This is a genomic window from Salinibacterium sp. M195 (assembly GCF_019443965.1).
Classification (GTDB): domain Bacteria; phylum Actinomycetota; class Actinomycetes; order Actinomycetales; family Microbacteriaceae; genus Rhodoglobus.
Map to the genome: position 1 here is coordinate 2,886,174 of NZ_CP040814.1, position 16,353 is coordinate 2,902,526.

At 59.8% G+C, this 16,353-nt stretch carries 13 protein-coding genes; 4 read left to right on the forward strand and 9 right to left on the reverse strand.

Going from position 1 to position 16,353, the window contains the following annotated elements; translation table 11 throughout:
* Positions 1-41: 41 nt before the first annotated feature.
* From FFT87_RS13840 to FFT87_RS13850, 3 genes are read right to left on the reverse strand one after another with little or no spacing between them, the layout of a single operon-like run.
* Positions 42-998, reverse strand: coding sequence for an NAD-dependent epimerase/dehydratase family protein (locus FFT87_RS13840; RefSeq protein ID WP_219949257.1), 957 nt, complete (start codon positions 996-998; stop codon positions 42-44).
* On the reverse strand, positions 995-1,954 hold the full coding sequence (locus FFT87_RS13845) for a bile acid:sodium symporter family protein (RefSeq protein ID WP_219949258.1): 960 nt from the start codon (positions 1,952-1,954) through the stop codon (positions 995-997). The genes FFT87_RS13840 and FFT87_RS13845 overlap by 4 nt, the downstream gene beginning before the upstream one ends.
* Positions 1,951-3,255 carry an NAD(P)/FAD-dependent oxidoreductase gene (locus FFT87_RS13850; protein WP_219949259.1) on the reverse strand — a complete coding sequence of 435 codons (1,305 nt, stop codon included), beginning with the start codon at positions 3,253-3,255 and terminating at the stop codon, positions 1,951-1,953. Before FFT87_RS13850 ends, FFT87_RS13845 begins: the two co-directional genes overlap by 4 nt.
* Positions 3,256-3,452: 197 nt before the next feature.
* Between FFT87_RS13850 and FFT87_RS13855 the strand changes: the two genes are divergently transcribed.
* The gene (locus FFT87_RS13855) at positions 3,453-5,765 is read left to right on the forward strand and encodes a glycosyltransferase family 2 protein (protein WP_219949260.1); all 2,313 of its coding nucleotides are present in this window, start codon (positions 3,453-3,455) and stop codon (positions 5,763-5,765) included.
* Positions 5,762-7,357, forward strand: coding sequence for a chitinase (locus tag FFT87_RS13860; protein WP_219949261.1), 1,596 nt, complete (start codon positions 5,762-5,764; stop codon positions 7,355-7,357). The genes FFT87_RS13855 and FFT87_RS13860 overlap by 4 nt, the downstream gene beginning before the upstream one ends.
* Positions 7,358-7,439: 82 nt before the next feature.
* Here FFT87_RS13860 and FFT87_RS13865 read toward each other — a convergent pair whose 3' ends face one another.
* Entirely contained in the window at positions 7,440-9,113 is a 1,674-nt protein-coding gene (locus FFT87_RS13865) for an ABC transporter ATP-binding protein (RefSeq protein ID WP_219949262.1), read from the reverse strand.
* A 53-nt stretch (positions 9,114-9,166) separates the two neighbouring features.
* Here FFT87_RS13865 and FFT87_RS13870 point away from each other — a divergent pair, with 53 nt between their 5' ends.
* Entirely contained in the window at positions 9,167-9,775 is a 609-nt protein-coding gene (locus tag FFT87_RS13870) for a PH domain-containing protein (protein ID WP_219949263.1), read from the forward strand.
* 29 nt (positions 9,776-9,804) lie between these two features.
* On the opposite strand, the gene FFT87_RS13875 is transcribed toward FFT87_RS13870, so the two are convergent.
* From FFT87_RS13875 to FFT87_RS13885, 3 genes are all read right to left on the reverse strand, one after another.
* Complete coding sequence (locus FFT87_RS13875; RefSeq protein ID WP_219949264.1) at positions 9,805-10,923, reverse strand: ABC transporter permease; 1,119 nt, start codon at positions 10,921-10,923, stop codon at positions 9,805-9,807.
* A 2-nt stretch (positions 10,924-10,925) separates the two neighbouring features.
* Positions 10,926-12,470 (reverse strand): ABC transporter permease, encoded by a 1,545-nt coding sequence (locus FFT87_RS13880; protein WP_219949265.1) that lies wholly within the window; start codon positions 12,468-12,470, stop codon positions 10,926-10,928.
* 122 nt (positions 12,471-12,592) lie between these two features.
* Positions 12,593-14,362, reverse strand: a complete 1,770-nt coding sequence (locus FFT87_RS13885) for an ABC transporter family substrate-binding protein (protein WP_219949266.1) — start codon at positions 14,360-14,362, stop codon at positions 12,593-12,595.
* A 325-nt stretch (positions 14,363-14,687) separates the two neighbouring features.
* Here FFT87_RS13885 and FFT87_RS13890 point away from each other — a divergent pair, with 325 nt between their 5' ends.
* Positions 14,688-15,263 (forward strand): antibiotic biosynthesis monooxygenase, encoded by a 576-nt coding sequence (locus FFT87_RS13890; RefSeq protein ID WP_219949267.1) that lies wholly within the window; start codon positions 14,688-14,690, stop codon positions 15,261-15,263.
* Between the two features lie 37 nt (positions 15,264-15,300).
* Here the strand turns inward: FFT87_RS13890 and FFT87_RS13895 are convergent, their stop codons facing one another.
* Both FFT87_RS13895 and FFT87_RS13900 read right to left on the reverse strand, forming a co-directional pair.
* Positions 15,301-15,597, reverse strand: a complete 297-nt coding sequence (locus tag FFT87_RS13895) for a transcriptional regulator (protein WP_219949268.1) — start codon at positions 15,595-15,597, stop codon at positions 15,301-15,303.
* A 5-nt stretch (positions 15,598-15,602) separates the two neighbouring features.
* On the reverse strand, positions 15,603-16,301 hold the full coding sequence (locus FFT87_RS13900) for a hypothetical protein (RefSeq protein ID WP_219949269.1): 699 nt from the start codon (positions 16,299-16,301) through the stop codon (positions 15,603-15,605).
* Between the last annotated feature and the right edge of the window lie 52 nt (positions 16,302-16,353).

Consider the following 16,353-nt stretch of genomic DNA (forward strand, 5'->3'; position numbering starts at 1 on the left):
GTTTTGCCTCGTTAGGAACTCCAGAGACGCTCCGCGAAGCCCTACCTCAGCGCTCGGGCCTCAAGGTAAGCACTAAACGCCTCATGACTCGTCATGCTGGGGCGGAACCCAAACACCTCTTTCAGAGCGGTGTTCTCGAGTACCGGGCGATACCGCAAGAACTTCACCTGGGCTGGTTTGTGCGGGGTCAGCCGCAACGCGTGAGCTATTCCTAATACGGCGGCAAACGCCCACGGCGGCAAAACGATGAGCTTCTTGCCGAGGCCACGGGCAATTTCCTCAACGAGCACCTTGCCATCACCAGCCACGTTGAAGATGCCAGCAGCACCACCCGTCGCCGCAAGCACCATGACATCCACGACGTCGTCGACCCATACAAAGACGAAAGGACTGTGGGAGCCGCTCAACTTCAACACGCGACGCCCTTCCCACAGGGCCGTGATCTGATTGTCGACTGCCGGCCCCAAGATTGTGCCGATGCGAAAGATGGTCTGGCTCAATTGCGGTGCCGATTCCCGCAGTTCTGCGAGCATCTCTTCGACCATGCGCTTGTGCCTACTGTAAGGAAAGTCATCGTTGCCGCGCAGAGGGTCAGTTTCGGTGATCCACTCAGCGTTGAGTGGGTGATAGCCATAGGCTGCTCCACTCGACGAGACCACAATCCGTGAGACCTCCGCCTCGACACACGCGGCGAAAACTGCGCGCGATCCCTCGACGTCGACCGCATATTCTTGGGCGACCGTCGTGTTCTTACCTGGGTTCACAATCGAGGCAAGGTGCACAACGGTGTCGATCTCGTGGCGACGCAACAGGTCGGGCAGACCGCCAGCATCCGTGACATCCAAGCGTTCATAGAGCACACCGGGCAGCCGAACGCTGGGGCCAGGAGTGCGAATATCAGCGCTCACTACGCAGTCAATGGCGTCGGATGCAGCCAACCCGGCGACTACGGAGGTTCCCAAGAAGCCGCTGCCTCCCGTAACAAGAACTCGACTCATGCGATTGCCTCCGAATCACTCGCGGGCACCCCGGACTGTGGGCCGGATGCGCCCTTGTTGCCCTTCGCCGTGCGGCGCCCCCACCACGTGGCGAGGGCTAGTCCGGCAATGATGTCCCAGATGCCCCACCAGCCCGCAACAACAGCCATGCCGCCTAATCCCCCAAAGAAGGTGAACACGAGCCCTAAACCGAGACCGGCATTGCGGATTCCCACTTCGAATGTAACCGCTTTCGCCTCATACAGCGCTAAGCCGCCGAGTCTGGCGCTCGCGTACCCGAGGCCCAAGGCAACCGCATCGTGCAGGAAGACCGCCAGCAGCACGACGCCGACATAGGCGATGAAGAACGTGAAGTTTCCGGCGAGCGCCGCGACGATGAATCCGACCAGCGCCAGCAGGCTCACCCATTTGACGGTCGGCTGCACTTTCTGTGCAAACTGGGGCCAGTGGTGCTTAATCGCAAAACCAACGGCGAACGGCAGCCCGATAATTAGCACGATCTCTAAGAGCATCTGCCAGCCGTTGAGGCTGACGCTTTCGAGAATCGCGGATGCTGTCGGGTGCCAGCCACCCCACAGGGAAAGGTTCACGGGAAGCATGACGATATAGATCACGTTCGTGACCGCGGTCATCGACACAGACAAGGCAACGTTGCCTCGCGCACGATACGTCAGCACTTGTGAAATATTGCCGGGCGGACAGCACGCGACCAAAATCATCCCGAGGGCAACGGACGGGCCGACTTGCAGGAGCAAGGTAAGACCGAAGGTCACAGCAGGAAGCAGAACGAGCTGGGCCACCAGCGAAATTGCAAAAGCACGGGGCGCTTTCACCACCGCTCGAAAGTCCTGCAGGCTGGTATCGAGGGCGATGCCAAACATGATCAAACCCAAGACGATGCTGAGAGCAACAAGTGACCCAGAGCTGAAATTGAGCATCGCATCATCGATGGTCATGAGTGTGCCTTTCGGGTGAGGGTCGCTCGCAGTCGACGCAGAAGGCGTCGGTAGGCATCCTTGTTGACGTAATACGACATTCGTTCTAAAGCTAAATACTTATAGCCGCCGGTGACATCCGGCCAAGGTTTTGCGGCCGAAGCCCGAAAGCGCTCGGCAGCACTTGGTGATTCCTCTTCAGCTACGAGGTATGCCGCCAGCAGTTCTGCCTGTTCATAGCGCCCCTGCCAACCGATACCGCTGGCCTCGATCATGCCCATGACGTAAAGACCATTGAAACTGGGCGGAAAGATATTCAGATAGAGCTCGGGCGCGCCAGAAGACCAATTCAGGTATTCCCGCCCCACAAAGGGGTACGCGAGCGAGTAGCCGGTAGCCAACACAATGAGGTCATAGTCGGCCTCGGTGCCGTCGGTAAAGTGCACGGTGCTTCCGTTGAGGTGTTCGGGAGCAGGCACCACGCGCAGGTCGCCTTGACCGAGGTGACCGAGCACGAGAGTGTTCACGATCGGGTGTGATTCGTAGATGCGGTAGTCGGGCTTCGGAAAGCCAAACTTCACCGGGTCACCCGTGAACGCGCGCAACACTCGCGTGTCGACGAACTGCTTGAGGCGGGCCGGCAGCGGGCGACCCTGATTGAGGGTGTCCGCCGGTTTGCCGAAGAGGTAGCGCGGAACAAAGTAGTAGCCGCGGCGCACGCTCAAATCGATGCTGTCGGCATGGTGCACTGCATCCACGGCGATGTCACACCCGCTATTGCCAGCGCCGACCACGAGCACGCGTTTACCGGCAAACATCGTTGCTTTCTTGTACTGGCTCGAGTGAATGATCTCACCAAAGAATTCACCATCGAACTGCGGGATGCTGGGGTGAGCAAGCGTGCCATTAGCCAACACGACGCCGTCGAAGCGTTCCGTTCGCGGCTCCTGCCCCGCGGTGACGCTCGTGAGTTCCCAGCCGTGATCGTCGGTCGGTTCGAGGCGTTCAACCGTGGTGTTGAACAGGAACTTTTCACCCAGATCGAAGCGATCACTGTAGGCCCGAAAATACTTCTTGAGTTCGCGGTGGCTCGGGTAATCAGCCGTCGTCTGCATGGGCAACTCGCGAAACTCAGTCGTCGTGCGCGAGGAGATGAGGTGCGCGGATTCGTACATCGTGCTGCGTGGATTATCAATGTTCCAGAGGCCGCCCACATCGTCAGCAGACTCAAAGCCCACGTAGTGGATGCCCGCCTTATCGAAAGCGCGAGCAGCGGCGAGTCCCGAAGGACCAGCGCCGATGATGGCGATGGTACGAGGCATTCGTTCCTCCCGGGCTGAACAGCGATATTCACGGCGTTTCCGCAGCTTACTAGACCGTTTTTGGCGGGTAGACCAATTTGTCGACGCGTAGCCTGTTGTTGCAAGAACTAAACCCAGTGCGAATACTGGGGCGTGCAGGATACCCGCCGGCGTCTACCCGAAAGATGCCGATCTTGCACACAAGGGACCTAACCACTATGCCCAAAAATCCTACGGTTGCGCCTTCCCGGCGTCGCCAGTGGGGCGCTGAATCGCGCCTCGAACCGCTGCCCACCGTTCACCCCGCGCCGAGCGATCGCAAAATCGCGCTCGCTCGCCTAGCAATCGTCGCCACTGTTGTCTTTTGGCTGACCTACGTGATCTACACGATCGTTCGTCAGTTCATCAACAACGGCACCGAGAGTTTTCGTTTCACCACGGAAGCCATCTCCTACGTCATCGTGGTGACCTTCCTGACGTTCTCGGCGCTCATGTACCTGATCGCCCGTCACGGCGCCTTCCAACGTTTTCGCGCGCACGCTCGTGTGCCGCGCGCTGAACTCGACCGTCACTTCGCCGACAATCAGGGCGCCATCACCGTGTTGGTGCCTAGCTACAGCGAAGAGCCCGACGTCGTTCGCGCAACCCTCTGGTCAGCGTGCCTCCAGGAGTACCCCAGCCTTCGCGTCGTGCTCCTGCTCGATGACCCGCCCTTTCCCGATGACCCGGATGCCGCAGCCCAGCTGTCGAAGTCGCGCCAGCTCACCGAAGAGATTCAGCGTGAGCTCGCAGCGCCCCGCGCACGTTTCGCTGATGCTCTGTCGGTCTTCGAATCACGACTGCGCCAACAACGCCCGATGGGCATCGCTGAGCTCGAGGATCTTGCCGGTCAGTACCAGTGGGCATCCGCGTGGCTCGAGAACAAGGCAGACAACGAACAGCGCATCGACCACGTTGATGAGTTCTTTGTCACTCAGGTTCTTCAGGGCTTGGCTGGCGAACTGCAGCTGACGGCCGACGCGTTGGGCGCAGCGCTCGACGAGCACATGGTTCCGCCAGCAACTCGACTGCACGAGCTTTACCGCCGTCTCGCGCGCACCTTCGATGCTGAGCTGTCGACCTTCGAGCGCAAGCTGTACGCCTCCGTTTCTCACGAAGCAAACAAGGCGATGAACCTCAACGCCTACATCGGCCTGATGGGTGGCAACTATCGCCCCGAGGAAACTCCCGACGGCACGGTGCTGCGGCCCGTTACCCACGCCGGAGCCGGCGACCTCTCCATTCCCGATTCGGAATACCTCCTCACCCTCGATGCCGACTCGCTGCTGCTGCGCGACTACTGCCTGCGTCTCGTGTACCTTCTCGAGCAAAAAGACAACGCTCGCGTTGCGGTAACTCAGACTCCGTACTCGTCATTCCGCGGGGCCAACACCCGCATCGAACGCCTCGCTGGCGCGACGACCGACCTGCAGCACATCCTGCACCAGGGCAAGTCGTACTACGGCGCCACCTTCTGGGTGGGTGCCAACGCCGTCATCCGCAAGGCTGCTCTGGATGACATTGTCGAGACCGAAACCGAGGGCGGCTTCACCGTCAAACGATACGTTCAAGACCGCACGGTTATCGAAGACACCGAATCGAGCATCGACCTCGGCACCCACGGTTGGACGCTCGTCAACTACCCCGAGCGCCTGAGCTACAGCGCCACCCCGCCCGACTTCGGATCCTTGGTCGTTCAGCGCCGACGTTGGGCCAACGGTGGTCTCTTGATCATGCCGAAGCTCATGCGCCAGATGCGTGAACGTCGGGCCCGTGGCGAAACGGTGCCGTGGACCGAGTTCTTCCTGCGCGTGAACTACATGACGTCGATTACGTGGGCCAGCTTCGGCCTCGTCTTCCTCCTCGCCTATCCGTACGACAGCCGACTGCTGAGCCCAGTGGTTCTGCTTGCGGCGGTTCCGTACTTCTTGGCAATGGGAAGCGACCTGCGCTACAGCGGCTACAAGTTCAGCGACATTTTCCGCATCTACGGCTTCAACCTGATCCTTCTTCCGGTGAACTTGGCCGGCGTGCTGAAGTCGCTTGAGCAGGCAATCACGAGCAAGAAAATTCCGTTCGCTCGCACCCCCAAGGTGCGCAACCGCACGGCAACCCCGCTGCTGTATGTGATTGCACCGCTGATCATCATTGGGTTCTCCGCCTTCACCTTCTGGCGCGACCTCAATGCCGGCAACTGGGGCAACGCCGCTTTCGCAGCGTTCAACACGATCCTCGCTGGCCTCGCACTCGTCTCCTACATCGGCATCTGGAATGCGATCGTCGACATCTGGATTGGTGTCACTAGTCCTCTGTTCGTCGAACGCAAACCCAAGAACCAGAAGGCGGAGCCCGAGCCAGAATCGACCACGCTCGACTGGCGTTCGATCCTCTACTACGGGGATGACAGCGGATCGCACCGCAAGGTGCGCGACTCGATTGTCTTCGCCGAAATGCTCCCCCCTATTGATGAAACCAGAGAGGTTCGATCATGAGTTCAGCTACCCGTCGTCTTTCCTTCTGGCGACTCGTTATTGCAGCGATTGTGGCTGTCGCCGTTGCTGCTGGCGGCCTGTTCGCCTACCAAGCATGGGCATCCAACCAAGCGGCACCAGCCCCCGACCCGTGGTTCGCCGCCTACGTGGATGTCACGGCAACGCCAAGCTACGAGTTCGAATCCGCGACCTCAGACAGCGGTAAAGAGGTCATGCTCTCGTTCATCGTCGCCGCGACCGATGACGCATGCACCCCCACCTGGGGCACCGCCTACACAATGGATGAGGCAGCAGTATCGCTCGACCTCGATCGCCGCATCGCACGCTTGCAACAGCAGGGTGGGGATGTCGGGGTATCGTTCGGCGGACTGCTGAACGACGAGATCGCAACATCCTGCACCGATCACGACAGCCTCGTTGAGGCCTACAGCTCGGTGATTGACCGCTACGCCTCCACCACGATCGACCTCGACATTGAGGGCGAGAACCTCAGCGATACCGCTGCCGGTGAACGTCGCGCCGCCGCCATTGCTGACCTGCAGCAGTCGCGCCGCTCTGCTGGCGAAGACCTCGCCGTCTGGCTCACACTGCCCGCTGCCACCTTCGGCCTCACCGAAGATGGCACCACAGCAGTCGCGCAAATGTTGGATGCCGGCGTAGACGTCTCCGGTGTCAACATCATGACGATGAACTTCGGTCAGAGCTTGACCGACGGCGAGACCAGCGGTGATGCCGCGATTCGTGCCCTTCAGGAGACCCACCGTCAGCTCGGCATCCTTTATGACCAAGCGGGAATCGAACTGACGGAGGCCACGCTCTGGACGAAACTCGGCGCGACCCCGATGATCGGCCAGAACGACATCGAAGAAGAAGTCTTCACCATGAAAGACGCCACCACGCTCAACGAGTTCGCGACGGAACAAGGAATCCGCCGCATGTCGATGTGGTCGCTCAACCGCGACACGACCTGTGGCCCTAACTATGCCGACGTCACTCGCGTCTCGGATGCGTGCAGTGGCGTGGATCAAGGCGACCTCTTCTTCGCTGATCTGCTGGCAGAAAACTTCGACGGCCACCTCGCAAACTCTGCCAAAACCATCACCACCGAAGAGCCGTCTGATCCTTCGGACTTCGTCGACGATCCGGCCACCAGCCCGTACCCCATCTGGCAAGAAGACGCCAGCTACCTTGCCGGCGCCAAGGTCGTGTTGCACCGCAACGTGTACCAGGCTAAGTGGTGGACGCGCGGAGACCTGCCCGACAACCCAGTGCTCAATTCGTGGGAGACCCCGTGGACGCTTGTCGGGCCCGTTCTTGAAGGCGAGACCCCGGTAGAAGTTCCGACGGTACCTGAGGGCACCTACCCGAACTGGGATGGCGCTTCAACGTACGAAGAAGAGGACCGCGTTCTCTTCGATGGTGTTCCCTACGAAGCCAAATGGTGGACCCAGGGCGACAGCCCGGCAGCGTTCTCGTCTGATCCCGACGGATCACCGTGGAGCCCGCTCACCACCGAAGAAGTCACAGCAATCGCCGACTCCAGCACGACTGATGAGTCGACGGCACTAGCTCCAGCCAGCACGGAACGTTAAGATTTCGCGTTCCGTGACCGGGTGGTTACGGGAGGCAGGCGGCGGGAATCGGGTTCCCGCCGTCTGCTAAATTTCCGTCCTGCTAAGACGCACGGCCTTCACGCTCGCTGCGACGCTGACGCTGCTTTTCGGGATCCGGCAACGGTACGGCAGCAATAAGCCGTTGAGTGTACGGATCCTTGGGGCTCCGCAGCACCTCGTCGCGTGTGCCCTGCTCCACAATTTTTCCGCGATGCATAACCGCAATACGGTCAGCCAATATATCGATGACCGCGAGGTCGTGAGAAACGAAGAGGCAGGCAAAGCCCAGCTCGCGCTGAAGCTCTTGGAAGAGTTCGAGAACTTTCGCCTGAACCGAAACGTCGAGTGCGGAGGTTGGCTCGTCTGCGACCAATAGTTTGGGACTCAGCGCAAGCGCCCTGGCGATGCCCACACGCTGACGCTGACCACCTGAGAGTTCGTGGGGGTAACGGTTGCGCATGTGGGCAGAGAGCTGCACGCGGTCGAGCAACATACTGACCCGAGCTTCTTCATCTTTACGAGTGAAGCCACCAACAAGCCGCAGTGGCTCGCCGATGCTCTCGCCGATGGGCATACGCGGGTTCAACGACGAACCCGGGTCTTGGAACACGATGCCGATCTCACGGCGCACAAGGCGCAAATCACGTTTGGAGATGCCGACCATGTTGGTGCCCACGATGTCGAGGGTTCCCTCAACTGCGGGAAGCAGCCCAACAACGGCTCGACCGATTGTCGTTTTTCCTGACCCAGACTCTCCAACAAGGCCCAAGACTTCGCCTTGACGGATCGTGAAGTTCACGTCTTCGGCAGCCCGGAATGCCGGCACACGGCCACGTTTCGGGTATTCGATCGCGACACCCGTCATCGTGAGCACGACTTCGCGGTCGTCCTTCGAGGCCGAGGCCTCACCAGCGGAGCCGAGGTGCGGCACAGCGGCCAGCAATGCCTGAGTGTAAGGATGCGTCGCTCCGGCGAACAGCGACTCTGCCGTTCCCGTCTCGACAACTTCGCCATCCTTCATCACCATCACGCGGTCAGCGAGGTCAGCAACAACGCCCATGTCGTGGGTGATGAGAACGATGGCGCTGTCAAGCTTCGAACGCAGGTGATGCAGCAATTCAAGAATTTCTGCCTGAACGGTGACGTCGAGTGCCGTCGTCGGCTCGTCCGCGATGAGAACCCTCGGTTCGCACGAAATCGACTGGGCGATCATGGCGCGCTGTCGTTGTCCACCAGACAACTGGTGGGGGTAGGAATCGAAAGCCTTCTGAGGATCAGGAAGTTCAACCATCGCGAGCAGCTCGAGCGCACGCTTGCGGGCATCCACCCGAAGCATTCCCGGGTTGTGCACCTGCAGAGCTTCAACGATCTGAAAACCGATGGTGTAGACCGGGTTCAAGGCGGTCATCGGCTCTTGGAAAATAACGGCGATCCCGCTGCCGCGAAGTTGACGAAGGCGGTGCTGTGATGCGCCAACGAGTTCTTCACCGGCGAGCTTCACGCTGCCCGAAATGCGGCCGTTCTCGGGGAGAAGGCCGAGAAGCCCCATCGCGCTCGTGCTCTTACCTGAACCCGATTCGCCCACGATTGCGAGTACCTCGCCAGCCTGAAGCGTGTAGCTCACATCCTTGGCGGCAGTGACCCATTCGCCTTCGACCCAGAACTCGACGCCGAGGTTCGTGACCTCGATTGCCGGAGCTTTCGTCGTTGTCCCAATAGTTGATGTCTCAGTCATGAGGAGATTCGCCTTTCGCCCTGAATACGGTGCGCTCGTGGGAACATAGTTCCGTGTCGCCAAACTTCACCCTGCACTCGCGATTCGGGCGCGTACTTTCCATCGTCGTTATTGCTGCGTGCGCTATCGCACTCGTCGTCACGACTGTTCAAGGTCGCTGGCTGGATGCTCTGCAGGTGCTTCCCGTGCTCGGTCTCGTTTCGCTGCTGACCTGGGCGATGTTTTGGCGCCCCGCCGTACTCATCACCGCTGCCGGCGTTACGCTGCGCAATGTTCTGCGCACCGTCGAGGTGGCGTGGCCCGAGATTCGCCGCATCGACACTAAATACGCGCTCACCCTTGAGACCCCACACGGCACGGTCACAGCGTGGGCTGCTCCCGCTCCCGGCCGACACTCGGTGTTCACGGCGGTGCGCCAAGATGGCGCTAACCTGCCCGAGTCGAGCTACTTGGCCGGCACGGTGCGACCCGGCGATCTGATTACATCCGATTCGGGCCAGGCCGCGCACATCATCCGCAGTCACTGGGAGAAGTTGCGAGACGACGGACACTTGGATGCCGCGACTAGCGAATTCACGAAGCTGCGCGTCACGTGGCACTTCCGCACGATCGCGGCTGTCGCCGTGCTGATCGTGGCGGTGCTGCTCACCACCCTCAGCTAGCTCACGCTTCTCCGCTAGGGTCGACGCCCTCATCTGTTAGCAGTTTCGTCGCCGGGGCGTGCGCCCGGTGCGTAGCTCTTGACGAACCGAACAACCTGCGAGCCGATGCCATTTTGCGACGGCACGCGCTTCTGGCGCGGATCGAAAGCATCGCGCAGCCCGTCACCAATGAAGTTGATGCACAGCGCGATCACGACGATAAAGAGACCGGGCCACCAGAAGAGCCACGGGCGCGTCTTGAACGCTTCGTTGTACTCACTGATGATCTGTCCGAGCGAGATATCAGGGTTGGTGATACCGAAGCCGAGGAAGCTCAGCGAGGTCTCGAGAAGGATCACGGCGCTCATAAGCAGCGTCGCGCTCACGACAATCACACCAACGGTGTTCGGCAAGATGTGACGGAAGATTATGCGGAAGTCGCTCGCCCCGGCTACGCGAGCGGCGTCAACGAACTCGCGTTCACGCAAGCTCAAGAACTCGGCTCGCACTAGTCGCGCCATCCCCGTCCACGCGATAAGGCCGATCATGCCAGCGAGCAGGAACGCATCGCCACCGATCGTGCGACCCAGAACAGCACCAAGCACGAGCAGCGGGATGATGATGATCACGTCAGTGATGCGCATGATGAGCTGGTCGACCCACCCGCGGTAGTACCCAGCGAGTGCACCAAGCACGACGCCGATGAACGTCGAGATAATGCCAACGATAAAGACAACGTTGAGCGACTGCTGCATTCCGCGCATTACACGAGCGAAGACATCCTTACCGGTGTTGTCTTGGCCGAAGGGATGCTCGCCAAAGCTGAGTGGCCACCACGTGAAGGTTGGGGCACCGCCGGGCAGCAGAATGTCGTAGCGTTCCCACCAAGTCGACGTCCACCACCCGGGGATGCGAATGCCATCGATGATCAGCCTGCTTGACTCGGAGTCAGGCACAAGCTTTCCGGTTCCGCCAAAAACGGTGCCAACAGACGTGAACGCGAGCAGCACAAGGAACAGCAAAACGAAGACCGAAATGACCGCGCCGCGGTGGTGCAGGAAGCGACGACGAACGATCGCACCTTGGCTAAGGCCGACTGTTGCCCGTTGCTCGATGCTGAGTTCTTGGCCCGCCGACTGGTCGTCGACTGAAGGAGTCTTATCGGTCATGATCAGCTCACCCGAATTCTGGGGTCGAGTGCCGAGTACAAAATATCGGCGAATACGTTAAAGAGAACGGCGAGCACACCAGTGACAAGGAAGAATCCCATCACGAGGTTCACGTCTGTCTTATTGAGCCCCTCATTGAAGAGGGATCCCATCGCCTGCCAGGCGAAGACTCTTTCAGTAATCACAGCACCACCGATCACCGCCCCGAAGTCGAGCGCGATGATCGTCGCGATCGGAATCATGGCATTGCGGAAAGCGTGACGCATCACGACAGTGCGCTCGCCAAGTCCCTTGGCGCGTGCGGTGCGCACATAGTCCTGGTTCATGACGTCCAAGAGGCTGGCTCGGGCGTAGCGCGTGTAGGCCGCAAGCGAGATGATCATGAGCGCAATGGTCGGAAGCATCATGTGCGTCAGCGAGTCGAGCATGTTGAGCCACGTGTCATCCACGCGTCTGATCGCTGGCGTCGAGGCGCCAATGGTCGCGATCACACCGTTGCTGAGCGGAATGCGCTCAACATATTCGCCCCAACGCAAGAACATCTGCTCGAGAACGAACGGGATGACGGTGAGGCCACCAACAATTCCGGCAGTTCGTGCGACAACAGCCTTCGAATCGCCACCCACCAGAAGCCCGGTAACGACTCCGATCCCTGCCATGACGACGGTCACGAGCAGAACGGTCCACCCGGAGTTCAGATAGAAGAACAAGAACTGCATCGGATACCAGAGTGCGAGGGTGAGGCCAATAACGATGCTGACGGCCACTACGGCACGACGGTGCTGGAATCCGGTGGAGGTGAAGAGCACGATGGCAGCTATCGCGATGGTGAGCAGCGCGACACCGATGAAGCCGATCGAGGGGTTCGAGAACCATTTGGTCACGTCGAGCAGGAAGAGCATCACGCCTACACCGCCTCCGACGCCAACAAAGGAGATGACCCGCGTTCGCAATTCTCCGCCGACGATGGAGGACGCTATGAAGCCCATCACGAGCCCTATCACGAGCATCGACCACCACGGTATCGATGGATTACCGAGGAACTCGTTGAAGCGAATGGCGCCGAACTCCTTGAGGAGCACCGCCACCCAAAAAATGGGGAGAGAGTAAAAGACGAAAGTAAGAAATGTGACCACGTAGTCGTAACCGCTGTACTGACGAAGCGCGGTGGTCATTCCGATGGCGACACCGATGACGATCGCGAGAATTGTCGCAGCCATCACCAGTTGAAGAGTGGAGCCGAGCGCACCGCCGATGGCCTCGAGAACGGGCTGTTCGCCGCGGGCAACCGAAATTCCTAGGTCACATTGACCGATGAAACAGGCACCGACGCCGCCAAGCCACGAGAAGTAACGCAGCACTGGTGGCTGGTCGAGATTGAGGACACTACTCAAATACGCGATCTTGTCTTGAGCATTGGGGTCGCGGCTGCCCCGAAGCTCACGGAGCGGATCACCTGACCCTGCAGTGAGTATGTAGACGATAAACGAAGCCACGAGCAGTACAAGAATGGTGGCTACGAGGCGTCTGGTGACAAAGGTCAACACCGGTGATCCTCATTTCGGGGCAAAGCAGAGCGGAACAGAGACAGCGCCGTCGTGGCGGCAAAAACGTGGCGCAAGTGAGCCGGGCGCATAACGCCCGGCTCACTTGCTATGTCGCTACCGAGTTATTCGGCGTCGACCGGTGCCCACTCCCAGAAGTTCCAGAAGTAGGTCGGCGACAGCGCGCTCGGGCTGACGTTTGTTACTGAGTTGTTCCAGACGGTGATTCCGGGGAACTGGAAGATGGTGACGCCGTAAGCGTCATCCCAAACCAGCTTCTCTACCTCTACCTGAATTTCAGTCTGAACCGCAGGGTCCAGTTCAGTTTCGAGGTCCTTCAGCAGCGCGTCTACCTCGGTGTTGGAGTATCCACCGAAGTTGCTGGGCTGGCCCGAACCAAGGTACTGGTCAGAACCGGTGAGCGCGAGGCTCGTTGACTGCCATGCGAAGATAACCGCGTCGTGCGGGTTAATCGGCAGGGCTTCCTTGTCGGTGAACGCCCACTCGGGCTCGGAGTCGTCAACAACCGTGAAGCCGGCAAGAGCTGCCGACTGCTGGATGAACTCGAACTCGGTGGCACGACGTACGTTGCCCTCGGGGTACCAGAACTTGACCTCGACCGGAGTGGTCACTCCAGCGTCAGCAAGCAGCTTCTTGGCACCATCGATGTCAACCTCGGCGTAATCTGCTGAACCGTTGCTCGACGCAATATCGTCGTAGCCAGGAGCGCCGGGGATCTGCAGAACGGAGTCACGCAGCGTTGCGTTTTCGTTCAACGGGGTGATCAGCTTCTCGAGGATTTCTGCACGAGGGATGACCTTGAGGAATGCCTGACGAACAGCCTTTGCCTTTTCTTCGTCTCCGCCATAAGTTGCGGGGTCGAAGGGGCCACCGTTGTTGAACGTGAGGTCAACGTGCTCGTAAGTCGCTTCGTCAGCGGTGACGTAGTCGGCGTTGGTGAGTCCCTTGACGAGCTCAAGCACGTCGGGGGTCGGCTGTCCGGCAGCGATCTGAACGTCACCGTTCTCGATGGCCTGAACCTGAGCGGTTGAGTCCTCGATCTGGCGAACGATGATGCGCTCGTACTTGGGCGAAGGGCCCCAGGTGTAGAGCGGGTTGGCCTTCAGCGCGACGTACTCGTTTTCGACGAGTTCGTCGAGAACGTAAGCACCACTCGAGAGAGCAACGAGTTCGTTGTCTGGCGTGCTTGCCGCCTGGTACTCGTCGTTCCATGCCTTGGCTACCGGGGTGAGCCACTCAACGTCGTCGTTCTGCACAGCCTCGACGAACATCTTCTTGGCTTCCTCGGGATCGGTGATCTCGGGGTACGCGAGCGAGACGACGCCGTGAGCAGCAACACCGAGGTCATACTGGATCTCCCAGTCAACGTAGGCCTTGTCGTACACAATGGTGATGCTCTTGTCATCAATCTCGGGCATCGCCGATGCGAGGTCTCCACGCGGGTTTGCGTGTGTGAAGAGGGGTTCGCCGTCAGCGTCTTGAACACCGGCAAAGATGGTGGTCCACGCGAGCAGCAAGTCTGCTGAGTCGATCGGTGTTCCGTCTGACCAAGTGACGTTCTCGTTGACGGTGTACTTAACCGTTAGCGGGTCGTCGCTCGTCTTCTCAAACGTGCCGAAGTCTGTGTTGCGAACGAGAGCAGGCTCGTCGTTGTAATAGAGGAACGTTGAGTTCATCATGTACAACACAACCGCGTTTGCGGTGTTGTTGCCTGCTGCGCTGTTCCCGTTGAAGTTGTCAATCAGGTCATTCCAGGCGACCGTGATTTCGGTGTCTGCAATTACTTCTGACTCGTACGGCGGAGTACACCCGGTTAGGGCGAGGGCTCCCACCGCGAGGACAGCTATGGCAGCTGCGACGCGCTTGTTCTTCATCTTTCCTCCAGTAGAAAGGTGGCCGAAGGGACGGCGTAGACCAATCCCATGGCGGCCATTACACCGCAAACCTGAACGTTGGGGCAATAGAAACTGACGATTCGCATAATTCGAAACAAGAAAGACGTAATTCTGCGTAAGAAAACTGTGCCTACCCCACAGAGGGGCCGATTTAGGCCACGAATTTTAGCAGGTTGCGCGTCACGAGAACTTAACATTTCCACAGGGTGGCGCGCGAGCATCCGCTCTAGAATTGGCAACAGCGAAGCCCACGCCGGCTGTCACTGTTGCCGCTGGTCAACAGAGAAGGAGTGCGCTGAAGCCAATGACTAGCAACCCAATTACCGTCTCCATCGTGCGGACGGTAGACCCCGCCCGCATCGCCCAAGCGACAGCGTGGATGCAAACGGGCATCAACCTCGCCACCACCTATCCCGGCTTTCTGGGCTCAGGTTGGGTGCGCGCAGGCACCGAAAGCACTACGTGGCACATGCTGTACCGATTCGCGGATGATGCAGCACTCTTGCACTGGGAACAATCACCAGAACGGGCGTGGTGGCTCGAAAGCGGACGAGGCTTCGCGCACGAACACACCACGGAGCGCCGCACCGGCATCGAGGGCTGGTTCGACGAACCAACGGAAGTCACGGTGGAATATGCCGGCCCTGCCGCCGCCACGGTACCGCCGCGCTGGAAACAAGCCGTGACCATCTGGCTCGGCTTCTTTCCGCTCAACCTCGCGTTTACTTACCTCGTGACCCTGCTCGTACCCGGCTGGGATGCGCTGCCGATCCTCGTGCGGGTGCTCCTCACTACGCTCTGCCTCACGCCGGTCATGACCTATGTTCTCCTGCCGGGAGTCACACGGATGCTGCGGCGCTGGCTAACACCAACGCGGTAGCAGCGCCGCGTCACCTGATCGAGTTTCGCGAGGGCTGTCATGCGGATCCCTCGAGAAGTTTCTTCAACGCGGTTGTGTATTCCTCGAACGCTCCGCGACCGCGGGTCGTCAAGCTGAGATAGGTCACCGGGCTTCTCCCCTGGTGGGCCTTAGTGACCTCGATGTAGCCGGCATCCTCTAACTTGCGCAGATGAGTGGAGAGATTACCCGGCGTCATCGCGAGCAACTGCTGCAACCGCGGGAAGGCGAGGCGGTCCCCTGCCGGGAGCGTGGCGAGGGACGCCGTAATGCGCAGTCGTGCCGAGGCATGGATAACGGGATCGAGCTCATCCATTGTCGTTACGCCTTCCTTCGCAACCGAACAGCAGCCAGAATCGCCATGAACAGCATCGTGCTGCCGCCAAGCAGCGCCATCACCAGATTATTTGTCGGCGCACCAAAGAAGGGAGACACCGAGCCGGTAACCAGCAGGATGATGCCGAGCACGAGCATGCTTTTCTGATGCCAGAGCGCGGCCCCAGCAACGTACAGAGTTCCCGCCATCAGCGCGAAGGCTGACGGGTAGTAGAGAGTCGCGAGTTCGTACGACATGCCGTTGTTCATTAGTGCGACTCCGACGGCGCCAAATGCTGTTCCACACAACCCCCACGAGATTCCGTAGACGGCTCCAGCAAAGCTCGAATTACCTTGAACACCACGGTCGATACGGATGCCCAACACTGTGGAAGCGGCGATCGCTGCCCCGATCAGCACGCCGAACCCGATCCCCGCAACCGGACCAGGAATACTCACTGGGGAGTTGCTCGCCGGCGCCGCAGACCAGAGAAGAAGAAAACCAACCAGCCAGGCCACTCCCCACACGCCAAGCATCCACGGGATCGGGGCCAGCTGCTTGCGCGCCATCTCACCCTGTTGCTCTTCGACAAGCTTGAGCATCTCTTCCGGCGTCAGCGCGGACTCATTCTCGAGTTCGGCCTCACGTTCTCGTTCGAGTTCGGAACTCGCCACCTTCGCGGCCGTGCGGTCGTCGCTTGTCATCGTGGACCCTTCGATAGTGGAGTGTGCGCTTCGCTAGTGGAGTGTGCGCTTC

What these genes read in the sequence shown, in the direction of transcription:
- FFT87_RS13840 (WP_219949257.1), bottom strand. Translation starts at nt 998, where the DNA reads ATGAGTCGAGTTCTTGTTACGGGAGGCAGCGGCTTCTTGGGAACCTCC.
- FFT87_RS13855 (WP_219949260.1), top strand. Translation starts at nt 3,453, where the DNA reads ATGCCCAAAAATCCTACGGTTGCGCCTTCCCGGCGTCGCCAGTGGGGC.
- FFT87_RS13860 (WP_219949261.1), top strand. Translation starts at nt 5,762, where the DNA reads ATGAGTTCAGCTACCCGTCGTCTTTCCTTCTGGCGACTCGTTATTGCA.
- FFT87_RS13865 (WP_219949262.1), bottom strand. Translation starts at nt 9,113, where the DNA reads ATGACTGAGACATCAACTATTGGGACAACGACGAAAGCTCCGGCAATC.
- FFT87_RS13900 (WP_219949269.1), bottom strand. Translation starts at nt 16,301, where the DNA reads ATGACAAGCGACGACCGCACGGCCGCGAAGGTGGCGAGTTCCGAACTC.
- FFT87_RS13890 (WP_219949267.1), top strand. Translation starts at nt 14,688, where the DNA reads ATGACTAGCAACCCAATTACCGTCTCCATCGTGCGGACGGTAGACCCC.
- FFT87_RS13850 (WP_219949259.1), bottom strand. Translation starts at nt 3,255, where the DNA reads ATGCCTCGTACCATCGCCATCATCGGCGCTGGTCCTTCGGGACTCGCC.
- FFT87_RS13885 (WP_219949266.1), bottom strand. Translation starts at nt 14,362, where the DNA reads ATGAAGAACAAGCGCGTCGCAGCTGCCATAGCTGTCCTCGCGGTGGGA.
- FFT87_RS13875 (WP_219949264.1), bottom strand. Translation starts at nt 10,923, where the DNA reads ATGACCGATAAGACTCCTTCAGTCGACGACCAGTCGGCGGGCCAAGAA.
- FFT87_RS13895 (WP_219949268.1), bottom strand. Translation starts at nt 15,597, where the DNA reads ATGGATGAGCTCGATCCCGTTATCCATGCCTCGGCACGACTGCGCATT.
- FFT87_RS13845 (WP_219949258.1), bottom strand. Translation starts at nt 1,954, where the DNA reads ATGACCATCGATGATGCGATGCTCAATTTCAGCTCTGGGTCACTTGTT.